Consider the following 26,327-nt stretch of genomic DNA (forward strand, 5'->3'; position numbering starts at 1 on the left):
CTTATTAACATACAGAGATTATGTCGTTCAGAAGGGAAAATAAGGTTAAAAGCAACTTTACAAAGATTACAATCAGCCTCTCTTCTCCTGAAGAGGTGCTTGAACGTTCTAGTGGTGAGGTGCTAAAACCTGAAACCATCAATTATAGAACTTATAAACCTGAACGTGACGGACTATTCTGCGAAAGAATATTCGGTCCTGTAAAGGACTATGAATGCCATTGCGGTAAATACAAACGTATCCGTTATAAGGGTATTGTTTGCGACCGTTGCGGTGTTGAAGTAACCGAAAAGAAAGTACGTCGCGAAAGGATGGGTCACATTAACTTAGTTGTTCCTGTGGCTCATATCTGGTATTTCCGTTCATTGCCTAATAAAATTGGATACCTTCTTGGATTGCCAACTAAAAAACTTGACGTAGTTATTTACTACGAACGTTTTGTTGTCATCAACCCAGGTATCAAGGCGGTAGATGGTGTAAAATACTTAGATTTTCTTACAGAAGAGGAATATTTAGACATTTTGGATACGCTACCAAAAGAGAATCAACATCTTGATGATAGTGATCCTAATAAATTTATTGCAGGAATGGGCGCTGAGGCATTATTTACGCTTCTTTCACGCCTTCAACTCGATGATCTATCATATGATCTTCGTAATAGAGCAAATACTGAAACTTCTCAACAGAGAAAAAATGAAGCACTTAAGAGGCTTAATGTTGTTGAAGCTTTCCGTGAATCAACCCAGGTAAATAGACCTGAATGGATGATTCTTAAGGTTATTCCTGTAATTCCACCAGAACTTCGTCCATTAGTTCCACTCGATGGAGGCCGTTTTGCAACATCTGACCTTAATGACCTATACCGTAGGGTTATTATTCGTAACAATCGTCTTAAAAGACTTATCGAGATTAAAGCTCCTGAGGTTATTCTCCGAAATGAGAAACGTATGCTTCAGGAAGCTGTTGACTCTTTATTCGATAACTCACGTAAGGCAAACGCCGTTAAAACGGATGCTAACCGTCCTCTAAAATCATTAAGTGATAGTTTAAAAGGTAAACAAGGTCGTTTCCGTCAGAACTTGCTCGGTAAACGTGTTGACTATTCAGCTCGTTCGGTAATTGTCGTAGGTCCTGAATTAAAGATGCACGAATGCGGTTTACCAAAGGATATGGCTGCTGAACTTTACAAGCCATTTGTTATCCGTAAACTTATTGAGCGTGGTATTGTTAAAACTGTAAAATCGGCCAAGAAAATAGTAGATCGCAAGGATCCAGTAGTTTGGGATATTCTTGAGAATGTTCTTAAAGGACACCCTGTTCTGCTAAACCGTGCTCCTACCCTTCACCGCTTAGGTATTCAGGCATTCCAACCTAAATTGATTGAAGGTAAAGCTATCCAACTTCACCCACTATCATGTACTGCGTTCAACGCAGACTTTGACGGTGACCAGATGGCAGTTCACCTCCCACTTGGAAACGAGGCAATTCTTGAAGCTCAACTTTTGATGCTTGGTTCGCACAACATTCTTAACCCAGCAAATGGTGCACCTATCACTGTTCCTTCACAGGACATGGTATTAGGTTTGTACTATATCACGAAAGCTCGTAAGGATGCTAAAGGTCAAGGGCTAATCTTTTACTCGCCTGAAGAGGCTATCATTGCTTACAATGAGAAAGCAGCCGATCTTCATGCTATAGTTAAGGTTCGCATCGGCAAGGAGGATGAAAATGGTGTTATGGTTTATAAAATTATGGATACCACAATCGGTAGGATAATTTTCAACCAGAATGTTCCAAAAGAAATTGGCTACATCAACGATATCTTAACAAAGAAATCGTTACGCGATATTATTGGTAAAGTATTAAAGAAAACCGGAACAGCCAAAACAGCCCAATTCCTAGATGATATCAAAGATTTAGGTTATTTTATGGCGTTTAAGGGTGGTCTTTCATTCAATATCGATGATGTAATTATCCCAGTTGATAAAGCAGAACTTGTTGAAGAAGGCTATGTTCAGGTTGATGAGGTTATGGCCAACTACAACATGGGTCTTATCACCAACAATGAACGTTACAATCAAATTATTGACATCTGGACACATACAAATGCTAAGCTAACTCTTATTCTGCTTAAGAAACTATCGGAAGATAATCAAGGTTTCAACTCGGTTTACATGATGCTTGATTCAGGTGCCCGTGGATCGAAGGAACAGATTCGTCAGCTTTGCGGAATGCGTGGTCTAATGGCTAAACCTCAAAAATCAGGATCAACAGGAAGTGAGATTATCGAAAACCCAATTCTTTCAAACTTTAAAGAAGGTCTATCGGTTCTTGAGTACTTTATCTCAACCCACGGTGCTCGTAAAGGTCTTGCCGATACAGCATTGAAAACTGCTGATGCTGGTTATCTAACCCGTCGTTTGGTTGACGTTTCTCAGGATGTTATTATTACTGAAAATGACTGTGGTACACTTCGCGGATTGGTTGCAACAGCAATTAAGAAAAACGAAGAGGTTGTAGAATCGCTATACGAGCGTATACTCGGACGTACAACTGTTCATAATGTTTATCACCCACTTACCGGTGAGCTAATTATCGCTTCGGGGGAAGAACTAACGGAAGAGATTTCAAAAGAAATTGATAATTCTCCAATAGAACAGGTAGAAATTCGTTCAGTGTTAACCTGCGAATCGAAAAAGGGTGTTTGCGCTAAGTGTTACGGGCGTAACCTTGCCAATGGCCGTATGGTTCAGATTGGTGAAGCAACAGGTGTTATCGCTGCACAAAGTATCGGTGAACCTGGAACACAGCTTACTCTACGTACATTCCACGTTGGGGGTACTGCATCGAATATTATTTCCGATTCAAAAATTATTGCACGTTTCGACGGTAGAGCAGAAATTGAAGAGTTAAAGACCGTTGAACGTACAGATGATTCTGGAAATAAATTCTTCATTGTAATTGGTCGTTTAGCAGAGATGCGTATTATTGATAAGAATACAGGTATTACGCTTTCTACTCATACAATTCCATACGGTTCTAAGTTATATATTGATAATAATGAAAGCGTTACAAAAGGTCAACTCATTTGCGAATGGGATCCATGGAATGCGGTTATTATTTCAGAATCAGAAGGTACTGTTGAATTTGATGCTGTTATCAAAGATGTAACATTTAGAGAAGAATCTGATGAACAAACAGGCTATCGCGAAAAGGTTATTATTGACTCTCGCGATAAGACCAAGAACCCAATGATTAAAATTCTAGATAGTAAAGGAAATGTTTTCCGCTCATATAGTCTTCCAGTTTCATCACACATTGTTGTTGATGATGCTAAAAAGGTTAATGCAGGGGATATTATTTCTAAGATTCCTAGAGCAATGGGTAAATCAGGTGATATCACCGGTGGTCTTCCACGTGTAACCGAACTATTTGAGGCTCGTAATCCTTCTAATCCTGCTGTTGTTTCCGAAATTGATGGTGAAGTATCATTTGGGAAAATTAAGCGTGGAAATAGAGAGGTTATTGTTACTTCAAAGACTGGAGAAGTTAAGAAATATCTTGTTCAACTTTCAAAACAAATTCTGGTTCAGGAGAACGATTACGTTAAAGCAGGTACTCCACTTTCAGACGGTGCAATTACACCTTCAGATATCCTAGCAATTAAAGGTCCAACAAAGGTTCAGGAATATATCGTAAACGAGGTTCAAGAGGTTTACCGTATGCAGGGTGTTAAGATTAATGATAAGCATTTTGAAATTATCGTTCGTCAAATGATGCGTAAGGTAGAAATTGAGGACCCAGGCGATACACGTTTCCTTGAACGTCAGATAGTTGACAAATGGGATTTCATGGATGAGAATGATTGGATCTATGACAAGAAAATTGTTATTGATTCAGGAGATTCAACGGTAGTTCGTCCTGGTATGGTTATCACAGCACGTAAACTTCGTGATGAAAACTCAGTTCTGAAACGAAAAGACTTGAAGCTAATCACCGCTCGTGATGCCGTTCCTGCAACCTCAAGTCAGGTATTGCAGGGTATTACAAGAGCAGCCTTACAAACAAATAGTTTTATGTCTGCTGCATCGTTCCAAGAAACAACAAAGGTTCTAAACGAGGCTGCAATCTTAGGTAAGGTTGATAATCTTGAGGGTCTGAAGGAGAATGTAATCTGCGGTCACTTAATTCCTGCAGGTACTGGTCTTCGTGAGTTCGATAATCTTGTTGTTTTCTCAAAAGAGGATTATGAACAGACTTCTCCAACTAGTCATACTGTTGCAGTTGGTGTTGATGAAGAAGATGATTAAACTAATATTTATCAGAAAGAGAGGCTGCTTTGAGCAGCCTCTCTTTTTTTTATGTAATGTGTTGTTTAAATAACAATCAAGTTTTATACCTTTACTCAAATTAATTCATTAAGCCATGACAGATAAAAATAACCCAATCAATATTGAGATTAACGATGAAGTTGCTCAAGGAACTTATTCAAATCTAGCAGTAATAACACACTCAGCATCTGAGTTTATTGTAGATTTTGTTCGAATTATGCCTGGAATGCCTAAAGCTCAGGTAAAGTCAAGAATTATTCTTACACCTGACCATGCTAAGCGTTTGTTTTTAGCTTTGCAAGACAATATTTCTAAGTTTGAATCAACACATGGACCAATTAAATTAGTTGAAGGTGGCGGTGCTCCTGCATTCCCAATTAATTTTGGCGGGGTTGGTGAAGCCTAATTCTATATACTGTAATAAACGTAATGCCGAATTTACTTCGGCATTTTTGTTTTATGGTGACTTGCATAATGCAAACCATTTCTAGAGATATTTTAGAAAAAGAATTAGTGGATCAGGTTCAAACTCAAGAGTAAATTTTTCTCCTAAACTTTCGTTTAAGGTACCCATCCAATATTCATTTAGTATACTCCTATTAATTGGATATTTGAGGTTTATTGAAGTAACTTTTGTGAGGTTATTCGGCGAAAATATAGAAACTTGTTGCCCGACGAAACTGTCAACAGATTGTGATTCTAATAGAGGTATAATGTATCCGTTATCAGTAAACATTCTAACCCTTGCTCCCATTCGTGCATAAAGTGGTAAAAGGCCTATATTTCCTAATGTATGATCCTCTCGAAGCCCTGTTGCACCGACAATATCTATGGTAGTATATTTTCTACTTAAGCACCACTTAATCGATTTAGTTAAATCATTTGTGTTTTGATCTGGATCATGATGAAGCTTATCAGCATATTTAGTTTTTAAAAACGAAGTTAATGAATCCAAATCACCTACAATTGCTGTTGGAATTATCCCATGCTTATCAAGATTAGCTGCTGCGCCATCACAGCAAACAACAACATCGGCATTGGCAAGAGCATTCAATGGGATTTCATGATCTGGAAACTTGCCATTGGCCACAACAACAACTTTTTCAACTTGTTGCTCGTTAATCGTTGCTCGCTGTTCGTTATTACTATTTTTCACGTTTCATTTATCGCTTTTCATTATTCATTTCTCCATCTCTTTTTTCCACTGATAATAGCCAACCACAGCCATTGTAAAGTAGAAAAAGAACAGAATTGATGTTGGGTATAGTTCCTTCCAGATAAACAGTCCTAAAGATACAATATTTACTACAACCCAAATCCACCATTGTTCTATCAGTTTTCGGGCAAGCATCCATGTGGCTGTAATGCTTAATGCGGTGACAAACGCATCACCATAGGGAACGGGAGAATCTGTAAAATTTATTAGAACTACAGCCATCACTCCAAATAAGGCGATTGAAACTAAAGATAAAATCACCCAAGTTTTTAATGATGTCCGAGTAATTGGTAATTCTTCCTTACCTAAAGAATCTCCACCATACAACCAATGCCACCACCCATAAATGCTGATAACGAGATAATATACCTGTAAACCCATATCAGCATAAAACTTAGATGTAAAAAAAACATAGACATAGAATGCTGATGTTACAATACCTAAAGGCCAAAGCCAGATATTCTGCTTGATTTCAAGATAAAGGTAGATGAGGCCAGTTACAGCCCCAAGTACCTCGATATAATTATTCAGTAACCAATTCATAGACTGGTTAATAGTTTTATAATATAAGTTTAAAACTCAACACCTAATCGAAGCATAAAGTTGATTCCCGCTTGTGGAAAAAATCCATCCTCACGATATTCAGAGCCGTTGTTTACAAATTGTGCGCGATAAACCCAAGCATTAGCTTCGTACTTTAAATTAAAGAGATTATTGACAAAAAATTGCAGGTTGACCGTTTTAATACTTTTCATTTTTAATGAATAGTCAATCTTTAAATTATTCACTAAATAATCATCTAATCTTCTGGCAGCACTTCCTGTATTATCGTAGTATTGTTCACCAACATATTTAGTGATCAAAGAAAGATTTAAATTCTTTACAGGTGTTAAACATATTTGGCTTGATCCAATAACCGATGGAGAGAATGAAATCGGCGTATTTCCTAAATGATTTTCCTGCTGACCAACAAAGTTAAAATCAATTGAATTATCATATAAATCAACATATTCAACAAAACTTTTAATTCTATTAGAACTAAATGTTCCATTCAAATTCCATTGTAGCCATGTAGCTGGCTTAAATCCAGCAGTAATCTCCACTCCTGTTCTGTAACTTTTATCAACATTTGTCATCAATGGGTATCCAACATCACTTAGTTTTCCTGTCAATACAAGTTGATCCTTATAATCCATATAGTATAGATTTAAGCCCAATGCAAAAACGGGTGCTTTAAAGGTATAACCCAATTCATAATCAAAAAGTCGTTCAGATTGAGGAGTATTGCTTGAGCCATATTTCATCGCATCTTTTATATCTGACCTCGTAGGCTCCCGATGACCAACACCATAAGAGAAATAGACTTCCTGATTCGAAGATATCTTGTAGAATGATCCAAACTTTGGATTAAAGAAATTCCACTGATGTTTTTGATCCAGACTCGCCAGATCATCATCCAAACCGGCTAAATCGTAATTTATCGAACGATACTGCAAATCACCATAAAGGCTAATCTGGTTGGTTAGCTGCCAAGTTGTTTTCCCATAAAAATTATAATCGGTCTTTTCGCTGGTATTCCTGTACCACTCTTTACCCTTTGGAATTCCTGCATTCACATTCGACCATAGAATTCTGCCAAAGTGGTTACCATCATAACGATTCCATCCGCCTCCAAAAGATGCATCAATTGATCCTTTCCGATAGTTTAAGGAAATGGTTGTGCCATAAAAATTATTGTCCATCCATTTTTGGGTAATAAAATCGGATCTTTTTATGGTATCGTTACCAAAGATTGGCGTTCCAACGCCGTAACTGCTGAACTTCTTATCAACCTTATACTCTTCATAGTAACCAGCCCCTTTTGTCAAAAAAAACGCTGAAGACAAACTAAGAGAATTTGATAGCTGATAGCTATATAAAAGATGATAATGGGTTTGAATGTAGTTATCCTTCTGATTTTTATAGTATTGGGTATTACCATTGGCATCGGTATATTCACCAGCAGGGTTGTATGTTCTATTCAAATCTAACATATAGCCAGGATTACCCTCCCATGTAATACCAGTGTGCTCCTCACCATGAATAATATTAAAGCGAAGTAAACTCTTCGAAGTATGCCAAGCACCGGTTAGAAACATCGACCTATCATCAGAGGTTCCCCTATCGATATACCCATCCGATTTTAGCTGTGAGAATCTCCCTTCAAAGCTAAATTTATTCCTTATCAAACCTGTACCAACCTTTGCTGTTGTTCTCCAAGTTCCGAATGAACCTGTCATAAGTTCGATATTTGTGAAAGGATCTGGGTTTAAGGTAGATGTCTGAAGATTTATTGATGCCCCAAAAGCGGCCGCACCATTGGTGGATGTCCCTACTCCTCTTTGCACCTGAATATTATCAACGGAACTTGTGAAATCGGGTAAATCGACCCAGTAAACGCCCTGCGATTCGGCATCATTTAGAGGAATACCATTAACGGTAACGTTAATCCGGCTCATATCGCTCCCCCTAATTCTAAAAGCGGTATTGCCAACCCCCGTTCCACCCTCCGATGTAGCAACCACGGATGGGATTGATTCTAAAAGATATGGAATATCAAAACCAACGCTGGTTGTTTTAATCTCATCTTTCTTCAACGATGATTGAGCAATCGGCATTCGACTTGTTGCTCTGGTAGAACTAACAACAATCTCCTCTCCCATTATTGACGATGGTGTAAGGGTTATATTAACCTCCATGTCCCTATCAAGGTTAACCTCTTCCGATTTTTTCTCGTAACCAATAAATGATACAATAACAATATACCTACCAGATTTTAATTTATTTAAACTAAATCCTCCGTTTAGTCCAGTTGTAGTGCCCTGCAAAGAATTCTCAATGGCAATGGTAGCACCAACAAGAGGATTTCCCTTCTCGTCTGTTATCCTGCCATAAATTTTTAGTGAACCACCAAAATCATTTGAATTTGCGAAAATCCACAAACCCATAAGCTGCAAAAGCAGCATCAAAGCGAATTTTTTCATTTTTAGTAAACTCCTTTTTTTGGTTAAAAACTAAAATAATTTCGCTGATGATATTATGCTATAAACAGTGTGCACTATCCGTTTTGCTTATATCCTCAGCAACCAAGAAAAGGGGGAATAATAAGGTCATTTAAAAACTCTTGTCCCTTCGCCGGTACTAACCGGATCAGGTTCAAAGGGTATGATCTCAGCCCGTTGTATTAAGGCACCCCCAAAAGACGGGTACAAAGATATATTTAAAAGAATCATTCAACAAAATAATATACTAACTATTATCGATTCGTTCTGATTTACAATTTGATAGTTACTCATAATTAACCAAACACTAACTTTTAAGATCAAATTATTGATAATTCTTGTCTTATCTTTCCATAATTTAAATTTATAGCATCTTAGTATTCTATTCGGAATTTTTGGTAATTTCGTTTGCTTTGATTCTCACATTATAAATTTAAACCATGGCGGAGGATAAAATCGTAGTTTTTGAGAGTAAAAACATTCGTAGATTATGGTACGAAGGTGAATGGTTTTTTTCTGTAATAGATGTAGTGGGAGCACTAACAGAAAGTGTAAATCCCCGCGATTATTGGTTTAAGATGAAATCAAGGGTGGCAACAGAGGATGAATTTCAACTGTCGACAATTTGTCGACAGTTGAAACTTGAAGCTCCTGATGGAAAGAATCGATTGACCGATTGTGCCAACACCCAAGCCCTGTTTCGTATAATTCAATCTATTCCATCGCCTAAAGCTGAGCCCTTTAAACAATGGTTGGCTAAAGTAGGATATGAACGAGTACTTGAGATTGAAAATCCAGAACTTGCTCAAGAACGCATGAAGCAATTTTACGAACTGAAAGGTTATCCGAAGGATTGGATTGACAAGCGTTTGAGAGGAATAGCCATACGGCAAAATCTCACAGATGAGTGGAAAGAAAGAGGGATTAAGCATGATAGTGATTTTGCAATTCTTACATCTGAGATTACAAAGGCTACATTTGGTCTAACTCCATCAGAATACAAAGAATTTAAGGGGTTGAAAAAGAAAAATCAAAACCTACGAGATCACATGAATGATCTGGAACTAATATTTACAATGCTTGGTGAAAAAGTTACAACTGAAATATCTCAAATTGAAAAACCAGATACACTCGACAAAAACAAGAAAGTGGCTAAACGAGGTGGAGGTGTTGCTGGCAAAGCCCGAAAAGAAACGGAAAAAGAATTGGGAAGGAGTATTATCACGAATCAAAATTTTTTATCAAATACAGATACTACTAAACATATATCGGACAATGAATAGCTACCTTGTTAAGTCGCCCTTTACACATAAACAACACATATTCACTCCGAACAAAATGAATGTTGCCTTTTAACTTTTGATCTTTATCTTTTGTCTTTTGCACTAATTTAAAAGGATATATATTTATTTACATAACCCTTTTCCATTTGCCTATTTTATTCGCAACTTTATACCCTTAAATCTTGAGCTAATGATTACGTTAAATCAAGCAATTGATATTATCCTATCAGAAACAAAACTATCAGCAAAAACTGAAAAAATTCCCCTTTGGAACTCTTTAGGGCGAGTTCTTGCAGAGGATATCATTTCCGATATGAATATGCCTCCTTTCGATAAAACTGCTGTGGATGGATATGCATGTAGAATGATTGACGCAAGAAAGGAACTTGAGGTAATTGAGATTATTTCAGCAGGAAGTGTTCCAAAGAAAGCGATTGGTGTGGGACAATGCTCCAAGATAATGACTGGGGCTATGATACCAAAGGGGGCAGATTGCGTTCTTATGGTTGAAGATACTGTTGAGGTTGCAAAAGATAGAATTAGATTCAATGGCGATAAGCCAAAGTCAAATATTTGTATTCTTGGTGAAGATATTAAAACTGGAGACCTAGCAATTCCCAGAGGCACAACAATTTCAAATCAGCATATTGCAATTATGGCAGCACTAGGTTGCTCGCAACCTGTTGTTACCCAAAAACCTTCGGTAGCAGTACTTATAACTGGTGATGAACTCGTTGAACCAGAAATAATGCCCCAAGGTGGACAAATACGAAATAGCAATGGTCATCAACTCGTAACGCAAGTAATTAGTGCAAATGCAGAACCCAACTATTTTGGAATTATTAAGGATACTGAAGATGATACCTATAGAGCATTATCAGAAGCATTATCGAAAAATGATATTGTAATCCTTACTGGTGGCGTATCAATGGGCGATTATGACTATGTACCAATGGTTATGCAAAAATTGGGTATTCAAATCCTATTCGATAGCATTGCCATTCAGCCCGGGAAGCCCACTAAATTTGGAGTCAAGAATGGAAAACTAATTTTTGGATTGCCTGGAAATCCTGTTTCATCATATATGCAGTTTGAGATATTGGTGAAACCTGCAATTCAAAAAATAATGGGCGCAAAAACCAGCACTGAATTTATTGCCCGATTACCAATGTCTACTAATTTCTCACGAAAAAAAGTTGAACGGCAAGGCTTAATCCCAGTGGCAATTACAAACGATAAGAAGGTTATACCTGTTGAATTTCATGGCTCGGCTCACATATTCGCCCTTGCCAAAGCCGATGGTTATATTATGATTCCATTAGGTGTTGCAGAAATTAAAGAAGGAGAATTAGTTGATGTTAGACCACTATAATCGCAATATAAATTACTTAAGGGTTTCAATCACCGACAGATGCAACCTCAGATGCACCTACTGTATGCCAGAGGAAGGTGTTGCCCTTCTCTCACATAATGAAATTTTATCATTTGATGAGATCGTTGCATTCATTAAAGAGGCTGTTTCACTGGGGATAACCAAGGTTCGAATTACTGGCGGAGAACCTTTGGTTAGAAAAGGGGTTGTTGAACTTGTAAGGATGATTGCCCAAATCCCAGGGATTGAAGACTTAAGTATGACAACAAATGCCATTCTAATGTCTCAATTCGCAGAACCTCTTTGGGCTGCGGGGCTACGAAGAATCAACGTAAGCCTTGATACTGTTGACCCCATCAAATTTAAATTGATTACAAGAGGAGGTGATGTTAATCAAGTTTTACAAGGTTTAGAGGAGGCGAAAAGGGTTGGATTCAACCCTATCAAACTAAATTGCGTGATAGATAAATCCTCCGATGAACCCGATGCACAAGAGCTAAAGGATTTTGCAAATAGAAATGGATTTGATGTTCGGTTTATCCCAAAAATGAATCTTGAAAAGGGGATTTTTGGTCAAGTTGAGGGCGGCGAAGGTGGCAATTGCGCCAGCTGCAACAGATTAAGATTAACTGCTAACGGTTTGGTTAAGCCTTGTCTTTTCAGCGATATCGGTTATAGCGTTCGTGAACTTGGTTCAAAGGAAGCAATTATTAAGGCAATTGGAATAAAACCTGAAAGCGGTACTACAAATCAAAAAGGAAAGTTTTATAATATTGGAGGTTAAAATTTTGTGATGCAGTATTGCTGTTATGTTGTGTTGCCGTATTACCGTGTTGCTGTGTTGTTTTTGAACTTTCTACTTTTAATTTTTAATTTTTAATTCTTGTAAAATGGAATTTTCACATATCGACGATAAGGGTAAGGCCAACATGGTAGACGTTGGTAATAAGCCCAACCAACAACGTCTGGCAAAGGCAGCTGGTTTTATTAGACTTAACAATGAAGTTGTAAAACTTATTCAGGAGAATCAGATAAAAAAGGGCGATGTTCTTACATTGAGCGAGATTGCCGGAATCCAAGCGGCAAAACAAACCCAGCATCTAATTCCACTTTGTCACACCCTAATGCTTACCAAGGTTGATGTTAAAGCAACCCTCACCGATAATGGGGTTAAAATTGAAAGCCTTGTTAAATGCGTTGGTCAAACTGGCGTTGAAATGGAGGCGTTAACAGCCGTTTCTGTTGCTCTTTTAACAGTCTATGATATGTGCAAAGCGGTTGATAAAGAGATGGAGATAAGTAGTATTAGACTTATTGAAAAAACTAAAAAGGATATTTAAAAACTATTAATATTCATGTTTAGTAAACTTATAATGATAAGTTCAATTGCCGTCGGCTTTAGCCAACGGTCGCAAAAGATGAAACTGAATTTAGGGCTTTAGCCCCTATTTGCTTCCCAAGATACGGTTAAAACTTTTTGTTTTACAATATATCTTAAAATTAGGGCTCATAGCCCAGTTTAAAACATACAAACATGAGTTGGGTTAGAATATGGATACACATGGTTTTTTCCACAAAAAATGGAGAGCCCTGCCTAAATTCTTCATTAATCAGAGATCAACTCTTTCAACACATCAGAAATAATGCTGAAAAGAAAGGAATATGGTTGGATTGTGTTAATGGCTATCAAGAACATGTCCATTGCCTAATTTCAGTAGGGAAAGATCAAACAATAAGTAATGTTGCTCAACTGATTAAGGGTGAATCATCGTACTGGATAAATCAGCAAAAACTAATACCTTATAAGTTTGCTTGGCAAGATGATTACTGGGCAGTTGGAGTCAGCGAAAGCCATTTAGATTCGGTCAGAAATTATATCAATACCCAGTATGAGCATCACCGAATGAAACCATTTGCCGAGGAAATAGATGAGTTTATGAGAAAATATGGTTGGGAAACAGTAAAAGCATCTAAGAAATGAGGCTAAAGCCATATTGTAGTTTATTATACCCGTTGGCTAAAGCCAACGGGAATTAATGGCGATTAAAAAGACAAACTACAATCTAGCTTTAGGCCAATTGTATTAATTAAACTAAAAACTAAATCATGCTAGAAGAACAAAAAATTACCATCCTTTCAGTAAATATATCAGAAAAGAAAGGCACCATAAAAACCCCAATAGATAAAATAGCATTAAACGAACTTGGCGTTTTAGGCGATGCTCACGCTGGTGAATGGCATCGTCAGGTAAGCCTATTGGGGTTGGAAAGTATTGATCGGTTTAGATCAACAACTAAACGTGAAATAAATTTTGGCGATTTTGCAGAAAATATTACCACCCAGGGTATAGAACTGGTTAACACAAAACCAGGCGACCTATTTATTGGAAACGGTGTTGAACTTGAAGTTACCCAAATAGGTAAATCGTGCCATGGCGATGGTTGTGCAATATACCGCGAAGTTGGCAACTGCGTTATGCCCAAAGAGGGTATATTTTGCAGGGTTTTAAAAAACGGAACACTGAAAGCGGGCGATGAGTTAACCTTTTACCCGAAAATCTACAAAGTACAGGTTTTAACCCTTAGCGATAGGGGAAGTCGTGGTGTGTATGAGGATAAAAGCGGACCAGAAGTGATTAATCTAGTTAAAGAGTTTTTCGATAGCATTAGCTGGCAGCATACCATTGACTATGGGGTAATTCCAGATGATGAGAATATGCTACGAGTTCACCTCGAAAAAGCAAAAGATTTAAACTACGATTTGCTTATAACAACAGGTGGCACAGGAATTGGCCCAAGGGATATTACCCCAGATATAGTAAAGCAGGTAATGGATAAAGAAATTCCGGGTATCATGGAGATGATAAGAGTAAAATATGGTGCCGAAAAACCAAATGCATTGCTAAGCCGTGGTGTTGCTGGGTTAATGGGAAACACATTTGTTTACACCCTACCGGGAAGTGTAAAAGCGGTAAAAGAGTATATGACCGAGATTATAAAAACCCAAAAGCACCTATTTTTAATGAGAATGGGGATTGATAGTCATTAATTAAGGGAAAGTGAAAAGCGGAAAGTGAAAAGTTGACAATTAACGACTAAAGTATAATAATCCCATGAATCGTTTCGATAGGGTTTCGGCAATACTTATTCTGCTTCAAACAAAGAAGTGGGTTACTGCCAATGAAATATCGGAGCGGTTTGATGTTAGCAAAAGAACCATTTATAGAGATCTTCAAACACTCCAAGAAGCAGGAATCCCAATAGGTGCCGAAGCAGGAAAAGGATATTTTATAGTTGAAGGTTTTCATCTGCCCCCTGTAATGTTTACCCCCGATGAGGCAAGTTCGCTCATTCTTGCAGGAAAACTTATCGAAAAGATGGCCGATCAATCTATCGGGAAAGGATACAATTCTGCCCTTGAAAAAATTCGTGCAATACTTCCTGAGAAAGAGAAGATCTACTTAGAAAAACTAGATAAAGGAATCGAGGTTTTTTATAGTTCCTCTTTAATTTCACCCGATTTAGCTAGTAATATTCTATCTGAAATTCAACGTGCTCTTGCCAATAAACAGGTTATTACTATCGATTACCATTCGCTTCATAAAGACGAAACCATTACAAATCGTGATATTGAGCCCATAGTCCTGTGCTTTTACAGCATGCACTGGCATCTAATAGCCTATTGTAGGCTACGTAGTGAGTTTCGTGATTTCAGAGTCGATAGAATGAAAAGGGTAACCCTAACCAATGAAATCGCTCCAAAAAGGGAAATCCAAAATGCTCGACAATTCTTCAGCACCCTAGATGAAAAGGCTGATTTAAGAGAGATTGTTCTAAAAATTGATAAGAAAACCTCCGCACATCTTTCAAACTCCAAATACTACTACGGCTTTATATCCGAAACTGAATTTGAGGATTACAATGAGTTGTACCTTATCTCCTCCGATCTGGATTATACCGCACGCTGGCTTCTATCGTTACCCGAAGGTTTAGAAATCATCTCGCCCGATGAGTTAAAAACAAAATTCATCGATCTAATAAAATCTCTCAAAAATCGATTTCTATAAAACCTACTGACATAGGGTTGTCACTTCCGTTTATTAAATTTGCACTAAGAAACTCAAACTAGAATAAAAAATTAGCAACCTAACGTCAGCTCTATGTAAGGTGTCATCCTGAGAGAAGCGAAGGATCTACAGATGCTTCACTCCGTTCAGCATGACAAAGCAACAATCTAGTGCTATACTTAGATCGAATTCACGTTAGGTAATATGAATAATGGTTTTGTTTTAAGATGTTGTGGAAAAATAAAGAAATATCGCCACTAAGACTCAAAGGCACAAAAAAATAAACTTGCTTGAACTTCGTGTCTTCGTGACTTTGTGGCAAAACCTATTACACAATTTGCTAAAACACAACCTGAAAAATTAACAACTTAATATCTGTATCCAATGCCCGACTTCCGTCATCGTTCTTTCGACCTCGGTCTTCATTCTCCCGTCTTCGGACTTCGGTCTTCCGTCTTCTTACCCTCAAACACCCATAAAAAACCAAACATATGAAAGAAATTGTAACCGACACAAAACAAATTGCTTACTGCGGACTTTACTGTGGTTCTTGTAATAGATACCTTAAAGGCTCATGCCCCGGATGCGCTGGCAACGAAAAAGCAACATGGTGTAAAATTCGTTCCTGCAATATGGAACATGGTTATGCCAGCTGCGCCGATTGCAAAGAATTCTCCAACCCGATGGACTGCAAAAAATTCAACAACTTTGTATCCAAAATCTTTGCATTTGTCTTTAAATCCGACAGAGCCGCCTGTATCAACATGATTAAAAGCAATGGATACGAGAGTTTTGCAAACTATATGGCCGAAAATAAACTTCAAAGTGTTAAGAGGAAATAGGTTTGTACTTTCTAACCTAAACTGACAATAATTTACAGTCAATCTCTTTCCATTATAAAAGAGGATACTTCAAAACCGAAGAGTATCCTCTTTTTCTATACCATCCACTTCGATTTCTAAATAAATATGAGCTATCATGGAAAGAATCCATTTTATAATTCCCCCTAAGTGTCAGACAGACTGTGATATTGAATATATATCCAAACCATTAAAGTCCTATAGTATAACAAAATAAATTCATTTTTGCAAAGTGTTTAGAAACACTTGATTATTTAGGCAATAGATTGGCGTTTTTATATAATTTTAATATTGGCTTTGTTTTTGATGTAATAATTCTAATAGAAGCACATTAAAACAACTTATTTTCCGTTTCCAATAGAAAACAATAAAAAAATATTGTACTTAAAAGACCGTTAAATTCCGATTTAAAGGCACACAAACTTAAAACGAGGTATACTAAAAACTAATATTATGAGTAAATTTAAACCATCCTTAATGATTTTTTTCCTATCTCTTGCTTTCTACATTGACCTTAATGCCCAGGAGAAGGACTTTGTCCCTAATTTCATTCCACCTTCACCTACCGCTTACGAGCTAGGAAAATATGGGCAGATACCTATTGGAATGTTTACAGGAACACCAAATATTAGCATACCTCTCTACGAGTATAAAACAAAAAATTTATCTGTCCCAATCTCTTTGAGTTATAGTTCCAATGGGATAAAGGTAGATCAGATCGAAACTAATGTTGGACAAAGTTGGAGCCTAAATGCTGGTGGGGTAATAACTAGAATTGTTAGAGGAAAGCCCGATGAACAGGAACAATCCTATTTCCCAGAGCAGGATATTGCAACAGCAGGAGTTCAAAGTCCAATGGCAATTCAATATTTTTATAATATTGGTAATAGTAATGGTGAATTGGATTCAGAAACTGATCTTTTCATGTTCAACTTTAAGAGTCACTCCGGTAAATTCGTTTACGATCATCATAAAAAAATTATACTAATACCTTATCAGGATCTAAAAATTGAACCATATTCTGAATTAGATAATCTAGGGCAAGAACGATTAGGGTTCAGAATTACTACCTCCGATGGAATAAACTACTATTTTTTGGATGATGAGCAAACCATTTATAGGACTTCGAATGCAGGACATTCAACACCTGAAACGCAAACTACAGCATGGTACCTCTCTCGGATTGAGCATCCAACAGGTGATAAAATTGAATTTGTGTATGATAGTCAGGGCTACGAATATGTTTCCTCTCAATCAGAAACACTTGATGTTATTTTCCCCGATGGACAAAGAGGGTGTAGTGGGCAATTTTATGGGGGATATACTTATGCAACAATATTAAACCACTCCCAGATACGCGGTAAAGTCTTGAAGGAAATAAAGAGTAACAATCCTTACAGCGGGAGGTTAAACTTTGAATCAACGTTTCAGCACCCAGACCCTGACTTGGGTGGTTATAAACTGATAAACGCAATAACAGTTAGCGATAAAGACAATAATATTGTTGAACAAAATTCCTTTCAATACATTACAACTAGTAATTATAGAGTATTCCTAAGTAAGATTACTTTTAAAGATCCTTCAAAGAACTATCAGTTTGACTACATCAATTCTGAGGGTTTACCTAAACGACTCTCGTTTAGTCAGGATCATTGGGGATACTACAATGGACAACAAAACACACATTTAGTTCCTCATATAACAGACCATTTTGCCTTCATGCTTCGGGATGGAGCCAATAAGGAAGTAAATAGTACTGTCTCAATGAATGGGATATTAAGAAAAGTGATCTATCCTACAAAAGGTTATAATTTGCTGGAATACGAACAGAACTCATACTATGGTAGCAAGGTAATACCTGCTCATGGAACATCTATAGATTTAGAAGCAATAACCCCTGACGAGTTTGGATCTTCCTATGACCAAGTTCAAACTATACATGTTGGATTCAACCAAACACTTTCAGTTAACGTAGTTGTCAACTTCAATATAGCCTGCGATACTACATTGAATACCGGATTTCATACCGCTGCAACGCTTACCGTTAAAAATCTCCAAACCAATGAGATTCTAAACTTTTCCACTCGAAATAGTAGCGGGATTTATATCCCTCGCGAAGAAGGAAACTTGTTTTCACCAGGGGGCATTCATAATAACTGCTTTTTAACAAATGTTCCCGTTGGTGATTATGAAGTAAAACTTCATCCAACTTATCAGTGCGTATTCTCAAGTGCACATTTATCCTATTATGATCAACCTGAAACCACCATTCAAGCCAATATCGAAACAGGGGGTATACGAATAAAAAGGGTGACAGCCCATGATCCTGTTCAAAATATTGATAATGTTACCCGTTACTACTATGGCCCTATGAATAACCTTACACAGTTTAGTGCCGATGAAGGACAAAAAGCGTATTACATATCAAATAGTATAGAAAGATTTCCATGTATAGCTGCGGGGGAGCATGCCGATATTGAACATGTTATTCTTAGTTCGAGCAGTTTAACAAACCTATTCAACACAGGAAGTAATAATATATACTACCCATATGTTACACTTAGCCAGGGTGGAGATAATTTTGAGAATGGAGGTGAGGAGCATGAATTCATTTTACACCGAGATAGTCCTGGAAATTCTAGATGGGGTGAAGATATCAAAGGTGCCCCTTGGACAAATTTTGGTTGGGACAACGGGTTAGAGAAAAACATTAAGGTTTTTAAAAAAGATGCCAGCAATGGTTTGGTTGTTTTAAATGAAACTAATAATCACTATAAAACGGATGAACGAAATTATAGTGAGGTATCTGGTTTTTCGGTTAGAAAAAAATTCGAAATGGTTTTAGGTGCAAATCCAGTTTATACTTGTACGGATGATGATGTCACTTCAAAAACCATTGATTTTTATTGCTCAACAGACCATGTTCATTCTTGGTATTTAGGAGAACCCATGCTATGCATAGCCAGAAATGCCAATAATACATTCCGATTTATTTATCATCCATGTTACGGACTGGCACCATACACAGTAATCACTCTTCCGCAAAACCTCTCTAACCTTGATATAACAGAATATAAAAATCTCTCCTACTGGAACTACCTCGATAGTACTGCAACCAAGCAGTACGATATTAACGGTGAGAACCCCGTTACGACTACAACTCGCTATTTCTACGACAACCCATCTCATATCCAACTCACACGCACAGAGACTACTGGTAGCGATGGTAAAACTATAACAACCAAAACTCATTACCCCGATGATGACCTAACCAGCCTAGGATTTACCTCAACCCAAAATCAGCTAATTAAACGGTTAGGTGGTGGAGAAAACGGTCTACACCGTATAGCAGAAGCCGTTCAGACCGAGCAGATGGTTGATGGCAATATAACATCCACTCAACGAACCCTTTATAAGGATTGGGTTCAAAACGGCGATACCCTCATCCTCCCTGAGATAATTCAAACATCAACAAGAGGTAGCAGTTTGGAAAACCGTGCCAGATATAAACAATACGATGAACATGGGAATCCACTTGAGGTATCAAAGGAAAATGATGTTGTTAGCTCATACTATTGGGGTTATGGCTACCGTTTCCCTGTAGTAAAGGCAGATAATATCTCCTATAATATTCTGGCAACAGCCATTCAAAACTCGCTGCCTGCCAGCTTTACCTCTTTGGATGCACTTCTCGATGTAATTGTTTCATCGGGAGCATCAGATTCGCGATGGACTCTATTCAACAGAAACCTAAGGGCTAACTCCTCTCTCAGTGGCAGGATGATTACCACCTATACCTTTAGCCCAATGATAGGCATCACCTCTCAAACCGATCCCAACGGTATCACTACCTACTACGAGTACGACAGTTTTGGAAGGCTTTACCAAATCAAGGATCACGAGGGTAACATCCTAAAGAGATACGATTACAACTATAAACAACCTTAAAGAGTAGAGCAATCATATTGTATATAAGCGAAACCAAAAGAATTTAACACTACCGCTATGAAAATAAAAAATATAATACTTAACATACTCACATTAGCCCTTACACTATTGCTAAACCATAGAGCGTACTCAATTCCGCTAGCAGATGAAATTTATAACAAAACCACTCTCATTGGTGAAAATACGAAGGGTAGTAATCCATATTTTGGTGTTTGTTACGTTGTCAATATCGACGTTTCAGATCCAGCGATGACGTTTAATTGTGACGATACTGGAACCAAAACGATAACAGTAACTACGACAAATGGCTGTACCAATTGGGGTTACGAAACTGACTGTGCATGGTTATTATTGACACGAAATGGTTCAACCCTCTCTGTCATGGCTCAAAACAACACAGGTATAGAGCGGATAGGGCACATAACTTTTCTAGGTGACGAAGAATATGGAAATATAGTACTCAAAGTAACTCAGAAAGCACCGTGTCCAGTTCCAACAGTTGGACCAATATACGGCACCATCAGTCCATGTGCAGGGAGCAGTGGAATTTCCTACTACGTCACCCCTATAGCAGGGGTAACCAGTTACACGTGGACGCTCCCGAGTGGGGCTTCCATAGCATCAGGTGCAGGTTCAAGTAGCATCACAGTAAACTTCTCCTCCTCAGCAGCATCAGGGAATATCTACGTGAAAGCGACCAACGCTTGCGGAATCAGCCCGCAAGTAGCCAGTTTGCTTTATGTAACTAGTATTCCCCAAACCCCAGGAGCAATCAGCGGTTCTACCTCGTTATGCATAGGCAACAGTGCGGCTTACAGTATTTCACCTGTTACCGGTGCAACAACCTATAATTGGAGTGTTACCGGGGGAACTATTACCTCCTCGTTTGGTAATGGAGCCAATATTACATTCCCCTCTACCGGAACCTCCACAGTATCGGTAACAGCGGGGAATGGCTGTGGTAACAGTTCAGCCAGTATACGTTCGGTAACCGTAAATGCCTTACCCACTCCCACCATCAGCGGATCTGCTAGCGTTTGCACAGGTAGTACTGGCAATATATATACAACCCAAACAGGAATGACAGCCTATAGCTGGACAGTAACAGGCGGAACCGTAACCGCTGGGGGTACTGCCACTAGCAATTCGGTTACTATTACTTGGGGAGCTGCAGGAACGGGTCATGTTAAGGTAAACTACACCAATGCCAGCGGTTGTACTGCCACATCTCAGGTTGATAAAAGTGTAACAATTAACGCATTATCAACCCCTACTATCAGCGGCACGGCTAACGTTTGCTCAGGCAGTGCTGGCAACGTTTATACAACCCAAACCGGGATGACAGCCTATAGCTGGGCTGTAACTGGAGGAACTATAACCGCAGGAGGAACTACAACCAGTAACACGGTTACGATAACGTGGGGTGCAGCTGGAACTGGACACGTTAAGGTGAACTATACCAACGCTAACGGTTGTTCAGCCGCAGCCCAAACGGATATGAGCGTAATAATCAACGCCCTACCAGTCCCTACAATCAGCGGTTCTACTAGCTCCTGCACTGGCAGTACTGGCAATATCTACACAACACAAGCTGGAATGACAAATTACTCCTGGACTGTAACCGGGGGAACCATAACTGCCGGGGGTAATACCACTAGCAGTTCGGTAACAATAACATGGGGTGCAGCTGGAACGGGTCATGTAAAGGTGAACTATACCAATGCCAGCGGATGTACAGCCACATCTCAGGTTGATAAAAGTGTAACTATTAACGCATTACCAACCCCCACCATTAGCGGGCCTACTAGCGCATGCGCAAGCAGCACGGGCAACACCTACACAACCCAAACTAGCATGACAAGCTACTCTTGGGCTGTAACTGGCGGAACCATAAGCGCTGGGGGAACAACCACCAGCACCTCAGCTACGGTAACATGGGGCGCAGCCGGAACGGGGCATGTTAAAGTAAACTACATCAACGCCAGCGGTTGCGCTTCAACAGCCCAAACGGATATGAGCGTTACAATCAACAGCGCACCAACCATTCCAACCAACGGTCAACCCCAAAGTGTTCAGGTAGCCGAGGGCAGCACAGCCACCTTTAGCATAACAGCAACGGGTACGGGTATCACCTACAAATGGCAGATTTACACGGTTAGCTCTGGAATTTGGGTCGATATTGCCAACGCAACAGGGAGTAGCCACAGCTTCACCACCACCTATTCTCAGAACGGGAATCAGTACCGCTGTGTGGTGAGCGGAACATGCCTACCAAGCGTTACCTCAAGCAGCGCAACCCTAACCGTGAATAGCAACCCGAATAAGGTTAGCATAACCTACATACCGCTAATCAAGGATTATGCGTACAACTTTGTTCAGGAGATTCAACCACAGGTAAAATTACAATCCAGTAGGCTCGACAGCCTACTACAAGGGAAAATCGCCACTCTAAAGGTTGGGGATGTAACCCAATCCATCAGCTACTTCGATGGGCTTGGAAGACCTATACAAACACTCGGCTACCGTACCAGCCCCTCTGGGAACGATATAATCCAACCCATTGCCTACGATAACATGGGACGTGAAAAGCTAAAATACCTCCCCTACTCGGGCGGATACGATGGTAAATTCAAACCCAATGCGCTGGGTAGCGGCGGAAACTATAGCACCAGCGATCATCTTAGCTTCTACCAGAACACCACCCAAACCGATTTACCCACTGCCGAGCCAAATCCCTATTCCGATGCAGTATTTGAACCATCGCCCATTAACCGTGTACTTGAGCAGGGCGCACCGGGTTCCACATGGCAACCCACCAACCAAACAGGCTCAAGCAACGGGCATACACAGCGAATGGTTTACAGCGCAAACGGGCAGTACGAGGTACTACAGCTAACATCCGATACAACAGGGTTGCTAACCAACAGCACAGGCGAGCTCTCTGGTAGCCGTCGCTACTACCCTGCCAATCAGCTCTACAAAACAATAGTGAAGAGCGAAAACTGGCAAACTACAGACGGTAGCCTTAACACCACCGAGGAGTTCAAGGATAAGCAGGGTCAGGTGATACTTAAGAGAACCTTCGTAAAGAATAGCCTTAACGCAACGGTTTCCGTTAGCACCTACTACGTTTACGATGACCTAAACCTGCTACGCTACGTAATCCCCCCAGCAGCAGCTGATATTATTACCTTCCCCGCCAACAAGGATAACAGCGTGGTTAAAAACCTCTGCTACTACTACCGCTACGATGGGCGTAAACGCATGATCGAGAAGCAACTCCCCGGTGCCGACCCCGTGTATATGGTTTACGACAAGCGAGATAGGCTCGTAGCCACTCAAGACGGGAATATGCGGTTGAGTGGTAAGTGGCTAATCACCAAGTACGATGAACTGAACCGCTCCGTTGCCACCGCAGAGTTTGCCAACTCATCCAGCCCTGATGCGATGCAAACCCTAGCAAACAGCTACATGGGGAGTAACCTCTTTGAGGTGCGTGATAATAGCACCCTACACGGCTACACCAAGCGATCCTTCCCCGGTATTGTGGCGGATGATTGCTACCTTACGGTAACCTACTATGACGACTACCTCTACAAAGATCAACCATCAGTAAGTTTCGACAATAGCCAGAAGATAGATTCTTACAGGCTATTCGAGTCGGTGAAGTACAATCAAGCAGTACTGGGTCAGGCTACTGGAACCAAGGTAAAGGTACTAAAGGATGGTGCTGCCACTTGGCTTCGCTCTGCGATTTACTACGATGATCGCTACCGAACCATTCAGACGGTACGTGAGACCTACCCCTCCGGGCTTGAGTATACCTCCAGCCGTTACAGTTTCAACAACTCCATAGCCGAAACAAAGACCTACCAGAGCTACGGGCACGTTACGATGGACAACCTCTACTCCTACGACCATGCTTGGCGACCCCTAAAGACCGTTCAAACCATCAGCAAGGGTAGCGTTACCAAGGTGGAAACGCTTGCCGAGCAGGAGTACAACGAGATTGGCCAACTTAAAAGCAAGAGGTTGAGCGGGGGAGCGCAGCAGCTCGACTACGCCTACAACATACGCGGGTGGCTAACGACCATCAATAATATTGGCAGCGCATCGTCCAACGTAAGACAATTTTCACTATCTTTACGCTACAACGATAGCAGCATGGGGGTTCTACCGCAGTTCAACGGGAATATCAGCTCGATCAGCTGGCGTATGCCGGGTGGTACGGGAGCTGTAGCCAACGGAGCGCAGCAGAACTATTCGTTTACCTATGACGCTTTAAACCGCCTCCGAAATTGCCATTACAGCGAAGGGCTAGCAGGGAATCTAACCAATGAGGGGAATTACGATGAGAGCATCGGGAACTATGACCTTAACGGAAATATCCTCTCGCTCTCCCGAAAGAAGGTTGGGGTTGAGAAGGATGCGCTCGTCTACACCTACGAGGGCAACCGCCTAGTGGCTGTGAACGATGCCGCCGATGACAACACCCTTTTCACCGAGAAGAGTCAGTCTGGTATCGAGTACACGTACGATGTCAACGGGAATATGATCACCGACCTCAACAAGGGGATTAGCGTAGCCTACAACGTGCTGAATCTCCCTAAACAGGTAGAATCGGGGAGCGATTTTGCCAGCTACATCTACGATGCCAGCGGTAACAAGCTGGCTCAGATGATCAGGAGCGGCAGCGCAAGAGATACCCTTTACTACTCGGGGGCTTTCATATATAACGATGCCAAGCTGGACTATGCGCTCACGGGCGAAGGGCGGGTGGTCTACGCCAATGGCCTTTTCAGCTACGAGTACTTTTTGAAGGATCACCTCGGGAGTACCCGCGTGGCCACCGCAGCCAGCGGCACGGTGAACACCAGCACGTTCTACTACCCCTTCGGGCTTGCCCTAAAGGAGGTTAACAGCCAAGGTGATAACCGCTACCTCTACAACGGCAAGGAACTGCAGGATATCAGCCTAGGAGGTGTTGAGCTGGGATGGGTTGATTACGGGGCGCGGTTCTACGACCCGCAAATCGGCAGGTGGATGAGCATTGATCCTCTTGCTGAGAAATATATTAGTATTACACCCTATAATTACGTTGGTAATAATCCAATTGTCTACTTTGATCCTGATGGTAGAATAAAAGTTGATAGCAAAGGTAATGTCGTATTTACTCCTACGGGAAATCCTGTAGAAGTGTCTCATCCTTCTGGCTCCACTGCTACTGTTCAACAGGGCTATGTTTATGCTGATGATGGAACTAAAATTGAATCTTTTAAAAATTTAACTGGAGACAAAGGTTGGGATACAGACTGCCATGGTGTAACATTTGCAAATGGTCAAGTATGGATAAATAATGACCAAGTGGATAAAATCTTGAACGGCGATGGATATGTTGCAGTTAACAAATCAGACACTAAAGAAGGTGACAAGGTTGTTTATCGTGATGGCGAAGGAAATGCTGAACACTCTGTAACTGTTGTCGATAAAGAAAATGGTGCTATAACAGTTGAAGGACAAGGAGGATTAGAGACAGAGAATCACAAAGATAATGTAGATAAGGCCTGGGATAAAAACTCCAAACAGACGTATTATAGAAAACAAGAGAAGAAAAAAGAATTAAAAGATATTGTTAAATTGCCAAGTACTGCCGCAAAAGATAATACAAATGTTGGTTCGGGCGGTAATGCTGCAAATGGAATAGGGTTCTAAATTAAACCAGTGATCAATGAAAACGGTTATTAGCATAATATTAACTATTATCTTATTTAATAGTTGTAATGCACAAAAAAAGGCTATGGTAGAAATTGGTGATAAGGTTACAGACTCTATAACCTTCAAAAAAGGTTCATTTATCATGATTAGCCCAGCTCAATTAGAAGTTGGTTATACTACTGTTATCGAAGGAATAAAATTTACTATTTGTAAGGATAAAAATAATCTTGTAAAATATATAGAAACTAAAGATAATGTTTTTATTACTGAGGATAGTATCAAGATAGGAATGTCTTTAACAGAAGTAAAAAAATTAACAAATAATGAGTTACGTTTAGAAAGAGGATGGGCTTTTGTTATGCCTTTACCTTCAGGATGGAATGTTGCTTTTGAATTTTCAAAGGATGATTTTAATAAAATTTCTCCCGACTCTACTATAAAATGGATATTTAAGAGGAAGTAACTTCGCACTAAGCCTCCGTGGTTGAGTGAAAT

16 protein-coding genes and 1 riboswitch are annotated in these 26,327 nt (G+C 39.7%); of the genes, 13 read left to right on the plus strand and 3 right to left on the minus strand.

All coding sequences use genetic code 11. The features are described from left to right. Nucleotides 1-20: 20 nt before the first annotated feature. Both rpoC and HOO91_07015 read left to right on the plus strand, forming a co-directional pair. Complete coding sequence (rpoC, locus tag HOO91_07010; GenBank protein NOU17288.1) at nt 21-4,310, plus strand: DNA-directed RNA polymerase subunit beta'; 4,290 nt, start codon at nt 21-23, stop codon at nt 4,308-4,310. Nucleotides 4,311-4,425: 115 nt separating this feature from the next. Next, entirely contained in the window at nt 4,426-4,737 is a 312-nt protein-coding gene (locus HOO91_07015; protein ID NOU17289.1) for a DUF3467 domain-containing protein, read from the plus strand. An 81-nt stretch (nt 4,738-4,818) separates the two neighbouring features. Here the strand turns inward: HOO91_07015 and HOO91_07020 are convergent, their stop codons facing one another. From HOO91_07020 to HOO91_07030, 3 genes are read right to left on the minus strand one after another with little or no spacing between them, the layout of a single operon-like run. After that, nucleotides 4,819-5,487 carry a thiamine diphosphokinase gene (locus HOO91_07020; GenBank protein ID NOU17290.1) on the minus strand — a complete coding sequence of 223 codons (669 nt, stop codon included), beginning with the start codon at nt 5,485-5,487 and terminating at the stop codon, nt 4,819-4,821. 24 nt (nt 5,488-5,511) lie between these two features. Continuing rightward, a complete protein-coding gene (locus tag HOO91_07025; protein NOU17291.1) occupies nt 5,512-6,090 on the minus strand; it encodes a nicotinamide mononucleotide transporter in 579 nt (192 codons plus the stop codon). 29 nt (nt 6,091-6,119) lie between these two features. Beyond that, nucleotides 6,120-8,570 carry a TonB-dependent receptor gene (locus HOO91_07030; protein ID NOU17292.1) on the minus strand — a complete coding sequence of 817 codons (2,451 nt, stop codon included), beginning with the start codon at nt 8,568-8,570 and terminating at the stop codon, nt 6,120-6,122. Nucleotides 8,571-8,695: 125 nt separating this feature from the next. After that, a riboswitch (TPP riboswitch) is annotated at nt 8,696-8,793 on the minus strand. A 235-nt stretch (nt 8,794-9,028) separates the two neighbouring features. Here HOO91_07030 and HOO91_07035 point away from each other — a divergent pair. The 11 genes from HOO91_07035 to HOO91_07085 all read left to right on the plus strand — a co-directional run bounded on the left by HOO91_07035 (nt 9,029) and on the right by HOO91_07085 (nt 26,295). Beyond that, nucleotides 9,029-9,871 (plus strand): phage antirepressor protein, encoded by an 843-nt coding sequence (locus tag HOO91_07035; GenBank protein NOU17293.1) that lies wholly within the window; start codon nt 9,029-9,031, stop codon nt 9,869-9,871. Between the two features lie 190 nt (nt 9,872-10,061). Then, a complete protein-coding gene (locus HOO91_07040; protein NOU17294.1) occupies nt 10,062-11,243 on the plus strand; it encodes a molybdopterin molybdotransferase MoeA in 1,182 nt (393 codons plus the stop codon). Next, the gene (locus HOO91_07045; protein NOU17295.1) at nt 11,227-12,027 is read left to right on the plus strand and encodes a radical SAM protein; all 801 of its coding nucleotides are present in this window, start codon (nt 11,227-11,229) and stop codon (nt 12,025-12,027) included. The genes HOO91_07040 and HOO91_07045 overlap by 17 nt, the downstream gene beginning before the upstream one ends. Nucleotides 12,028-12,133: 106 nt before the next feature. After that, nucleotides 12,134-12,583 carry a cyclic pyranopterin monophosphate synthase MoaC gene (gene moaC, locus HOO91_07050; protein ID NOU17296.1) on the plus strand — a complete coding sequence of 150 codons (450 nt, stop codon included), beginning with the start codon at nt 12,134-12,136 and terminating at the stop codon, nt 12,581-12,583. A 194-nt stretch (nt 12,584-12,777) separates the two neighbouring features. Next, nucleotides 12,778-13,224 carry a transposase gene (locus HOO91_07055; protein ID NOU17297.1) on the plus strand — a complete coding sequence of 149 codons (447 nt, stop codon included), beginning with the start codon at nt 12,778-12,780 and terminating at the stop codon, nt 13,222-13,224. Between the two features lie 125 nt (nt 13,225-13,349). Further along, complete coding sequence (locus HOO91_07060; GenBank protein ID NOU17298.1) at nt 13,350-14,291, plus strand: molybdenum cofactor synthesis protein; 942 nt, start codon at nt 13,350-13,352, stop codon at nt 14,289-14,291. Between the two features lie 64 nt (nt 14,292-14,355). Then, complete coding sequence (locus tag HOO91_07065) at nt 14,356-15,309, plus strand: YafY family transcriptional regulator (GenBank protein ID NOU17299.1); 954 nt, start codon at nt 14,356-14,358, stop codon at nt 15,307-15,309. A gap of 491 nt (nt 15,310-15,800) precedes the next feature. After that, the gene (locus HOO91_07070; protein ID NOU17300.1) at nt 15,801-16,151 is read left to right on the plus strand and encodes a DUF3795 domain-containing protein; all 351 of its coding nucleotides are present in this window, start codon (nt 15,801-15,803) and stop codon (nt 16,149-16,151) included. Between the two features lie 471 nt (nt 16,152-16,622). Continuing rightward, complete coding sequence (locus tag HOO91_07075) at nt 16,623-20,117, plus strand: RHS repeat protein (protein NOU17301.1); 3,495 nt, start codon at nt 16,623-16,625, stop codon at nt 20,115-20,117. Between the two features lie 57 nt (nt 20,118-20,174). Beyond that, entirely contained in the window at nt 20,175-25,829 is a 5,655-nt protein-coding gene (locus tag HOO91_07080; GenBank protein ID NOU17302.1) for a hypothetical protein, read from the plus strand. Nucleotides 25,830-25,845: 16 nt separating this feature from the next. Further along, nucleotides 25,846-26,295 (plus strand): hypothetical protein, encoded by a 450-nt coding sequence (locus HOO91_07085; GenBank protein NOU17303.1) that lies wholly within the window; start codon nt 25,846-25,848, stop codon nt 26,293-26,295. The last annotated feature ends 32 nt before the right edge of the window (nt 26,296-26,327 follow it).

Source organism: Bacteroidales bacterium (genome assembly GCA_013141385.1).
GTDB lineage: Bacteria > Bacteroidota > Bacteroidia > Bacteroidales > Tenuifilaceae > UBA8529.

Excerpts from the sequence above, each read along its gene's own strand:
- HOO91_07085 (NOU17303.1), top strand. The coding sequence starts at position 25,846 with ATGAAAACGGTTATTAGCATAATATTAACTATTATCTTATTTAATAGT.
- HOO91_07060 (NOU17298.1), top strand. The coding sequence starts at position 13,350 with ATGCTAGAAGAACAAAAAATTACCATCCTTTCAGTAAATATATCAGAA.
- HOO91_07025 (NOU17291.1), bottom strand. The coding sequence starts at position 6,090 with ATGAATTGGTTACTGAATAATTATATCGAGGTACTTGGGGCTGTAACT.
- HOO91_07065 (NOU17299.1), top strand. The coding sequence starts at position 14,356 with ATGAATCGTTTCGATAGGGTTTCGGCAATACTTATTCTGCTTCAAACA.
- HOO91_07040 (NOU17294.1), top strand. The coding sequence starts at position 10,062 with ATGATTACGTTAAATCAAGCAATTGATATTATCCTATCAGAAACAAAA.
- HOO91_07055 (NOU17297.1), top strand. The coding sequence starts at position 12,778 with ATGAGTTGGGTTAGAATATGGATACACATGGTTTTTTCCACAAAAAAT.
- rpoC (NOU17288.1), top strand. The coding sequence starts at position 21 with ATGTCGTTCAGAAGGGAAAATAAGGTTAAAAGCAACTTTACAAAGATT.
- HOO91_07015 (NOU17289.1), top strand. The coding sequence starts at position 4,426 with ATGACAGATAAAAATAACCCAATCAATATTGAGATTAACGATGAAGTT.
- HOO91_07075 (NOU17301.1), top strand. The coding sequence starts at position 16,623 with ATGAGTAAATTTAAACCATCCTTAATGATTTTTTTCCTATCTCTTGCT.
- moaC (NOU17296.1), top strand. The coding sequence starts at position 12,134 with ATGGAATTTTCACATATCGACGATAAGGGTAAGGCCAACATGGTAGAC.
- HOO91_07030 (NOU17292.1), bottom strand. The coding sequence starts at position 8,570 with ATGAAAAAATTCGCTTTGATGCTGCTTTTGCAGCTTATGGGTTTGTGG.
- HOO91_07080 (NOU17302.1), top strand. The coding sequence starts at position 20,175 with ATGAAAATAAAAAATATAATACTTAACATACTCACATTAGCCCTTACA.
- HOO91_07035 (NOU17293.1), top strand. The coding sequence starts at position 9,029 with ATGGCGGAGGATAAAATCGTAGTTTTTGAGAGTAAAAACATTCGTAGA.
- HOO91_07045 (NOU17295.1), top strand. The coding sequence starts at position 11,227 with ATGTTAGACCACTATAATCGCAATATAAATTACTTAAGGGTTTCAATC.
- HOO91_07070 (NOU17300.1), top strand. The coding sequence starts at position 15,801 with ATGAAAGAAATTGTAACCGACACAAAACAAATTGCTTACTGCGGACTT.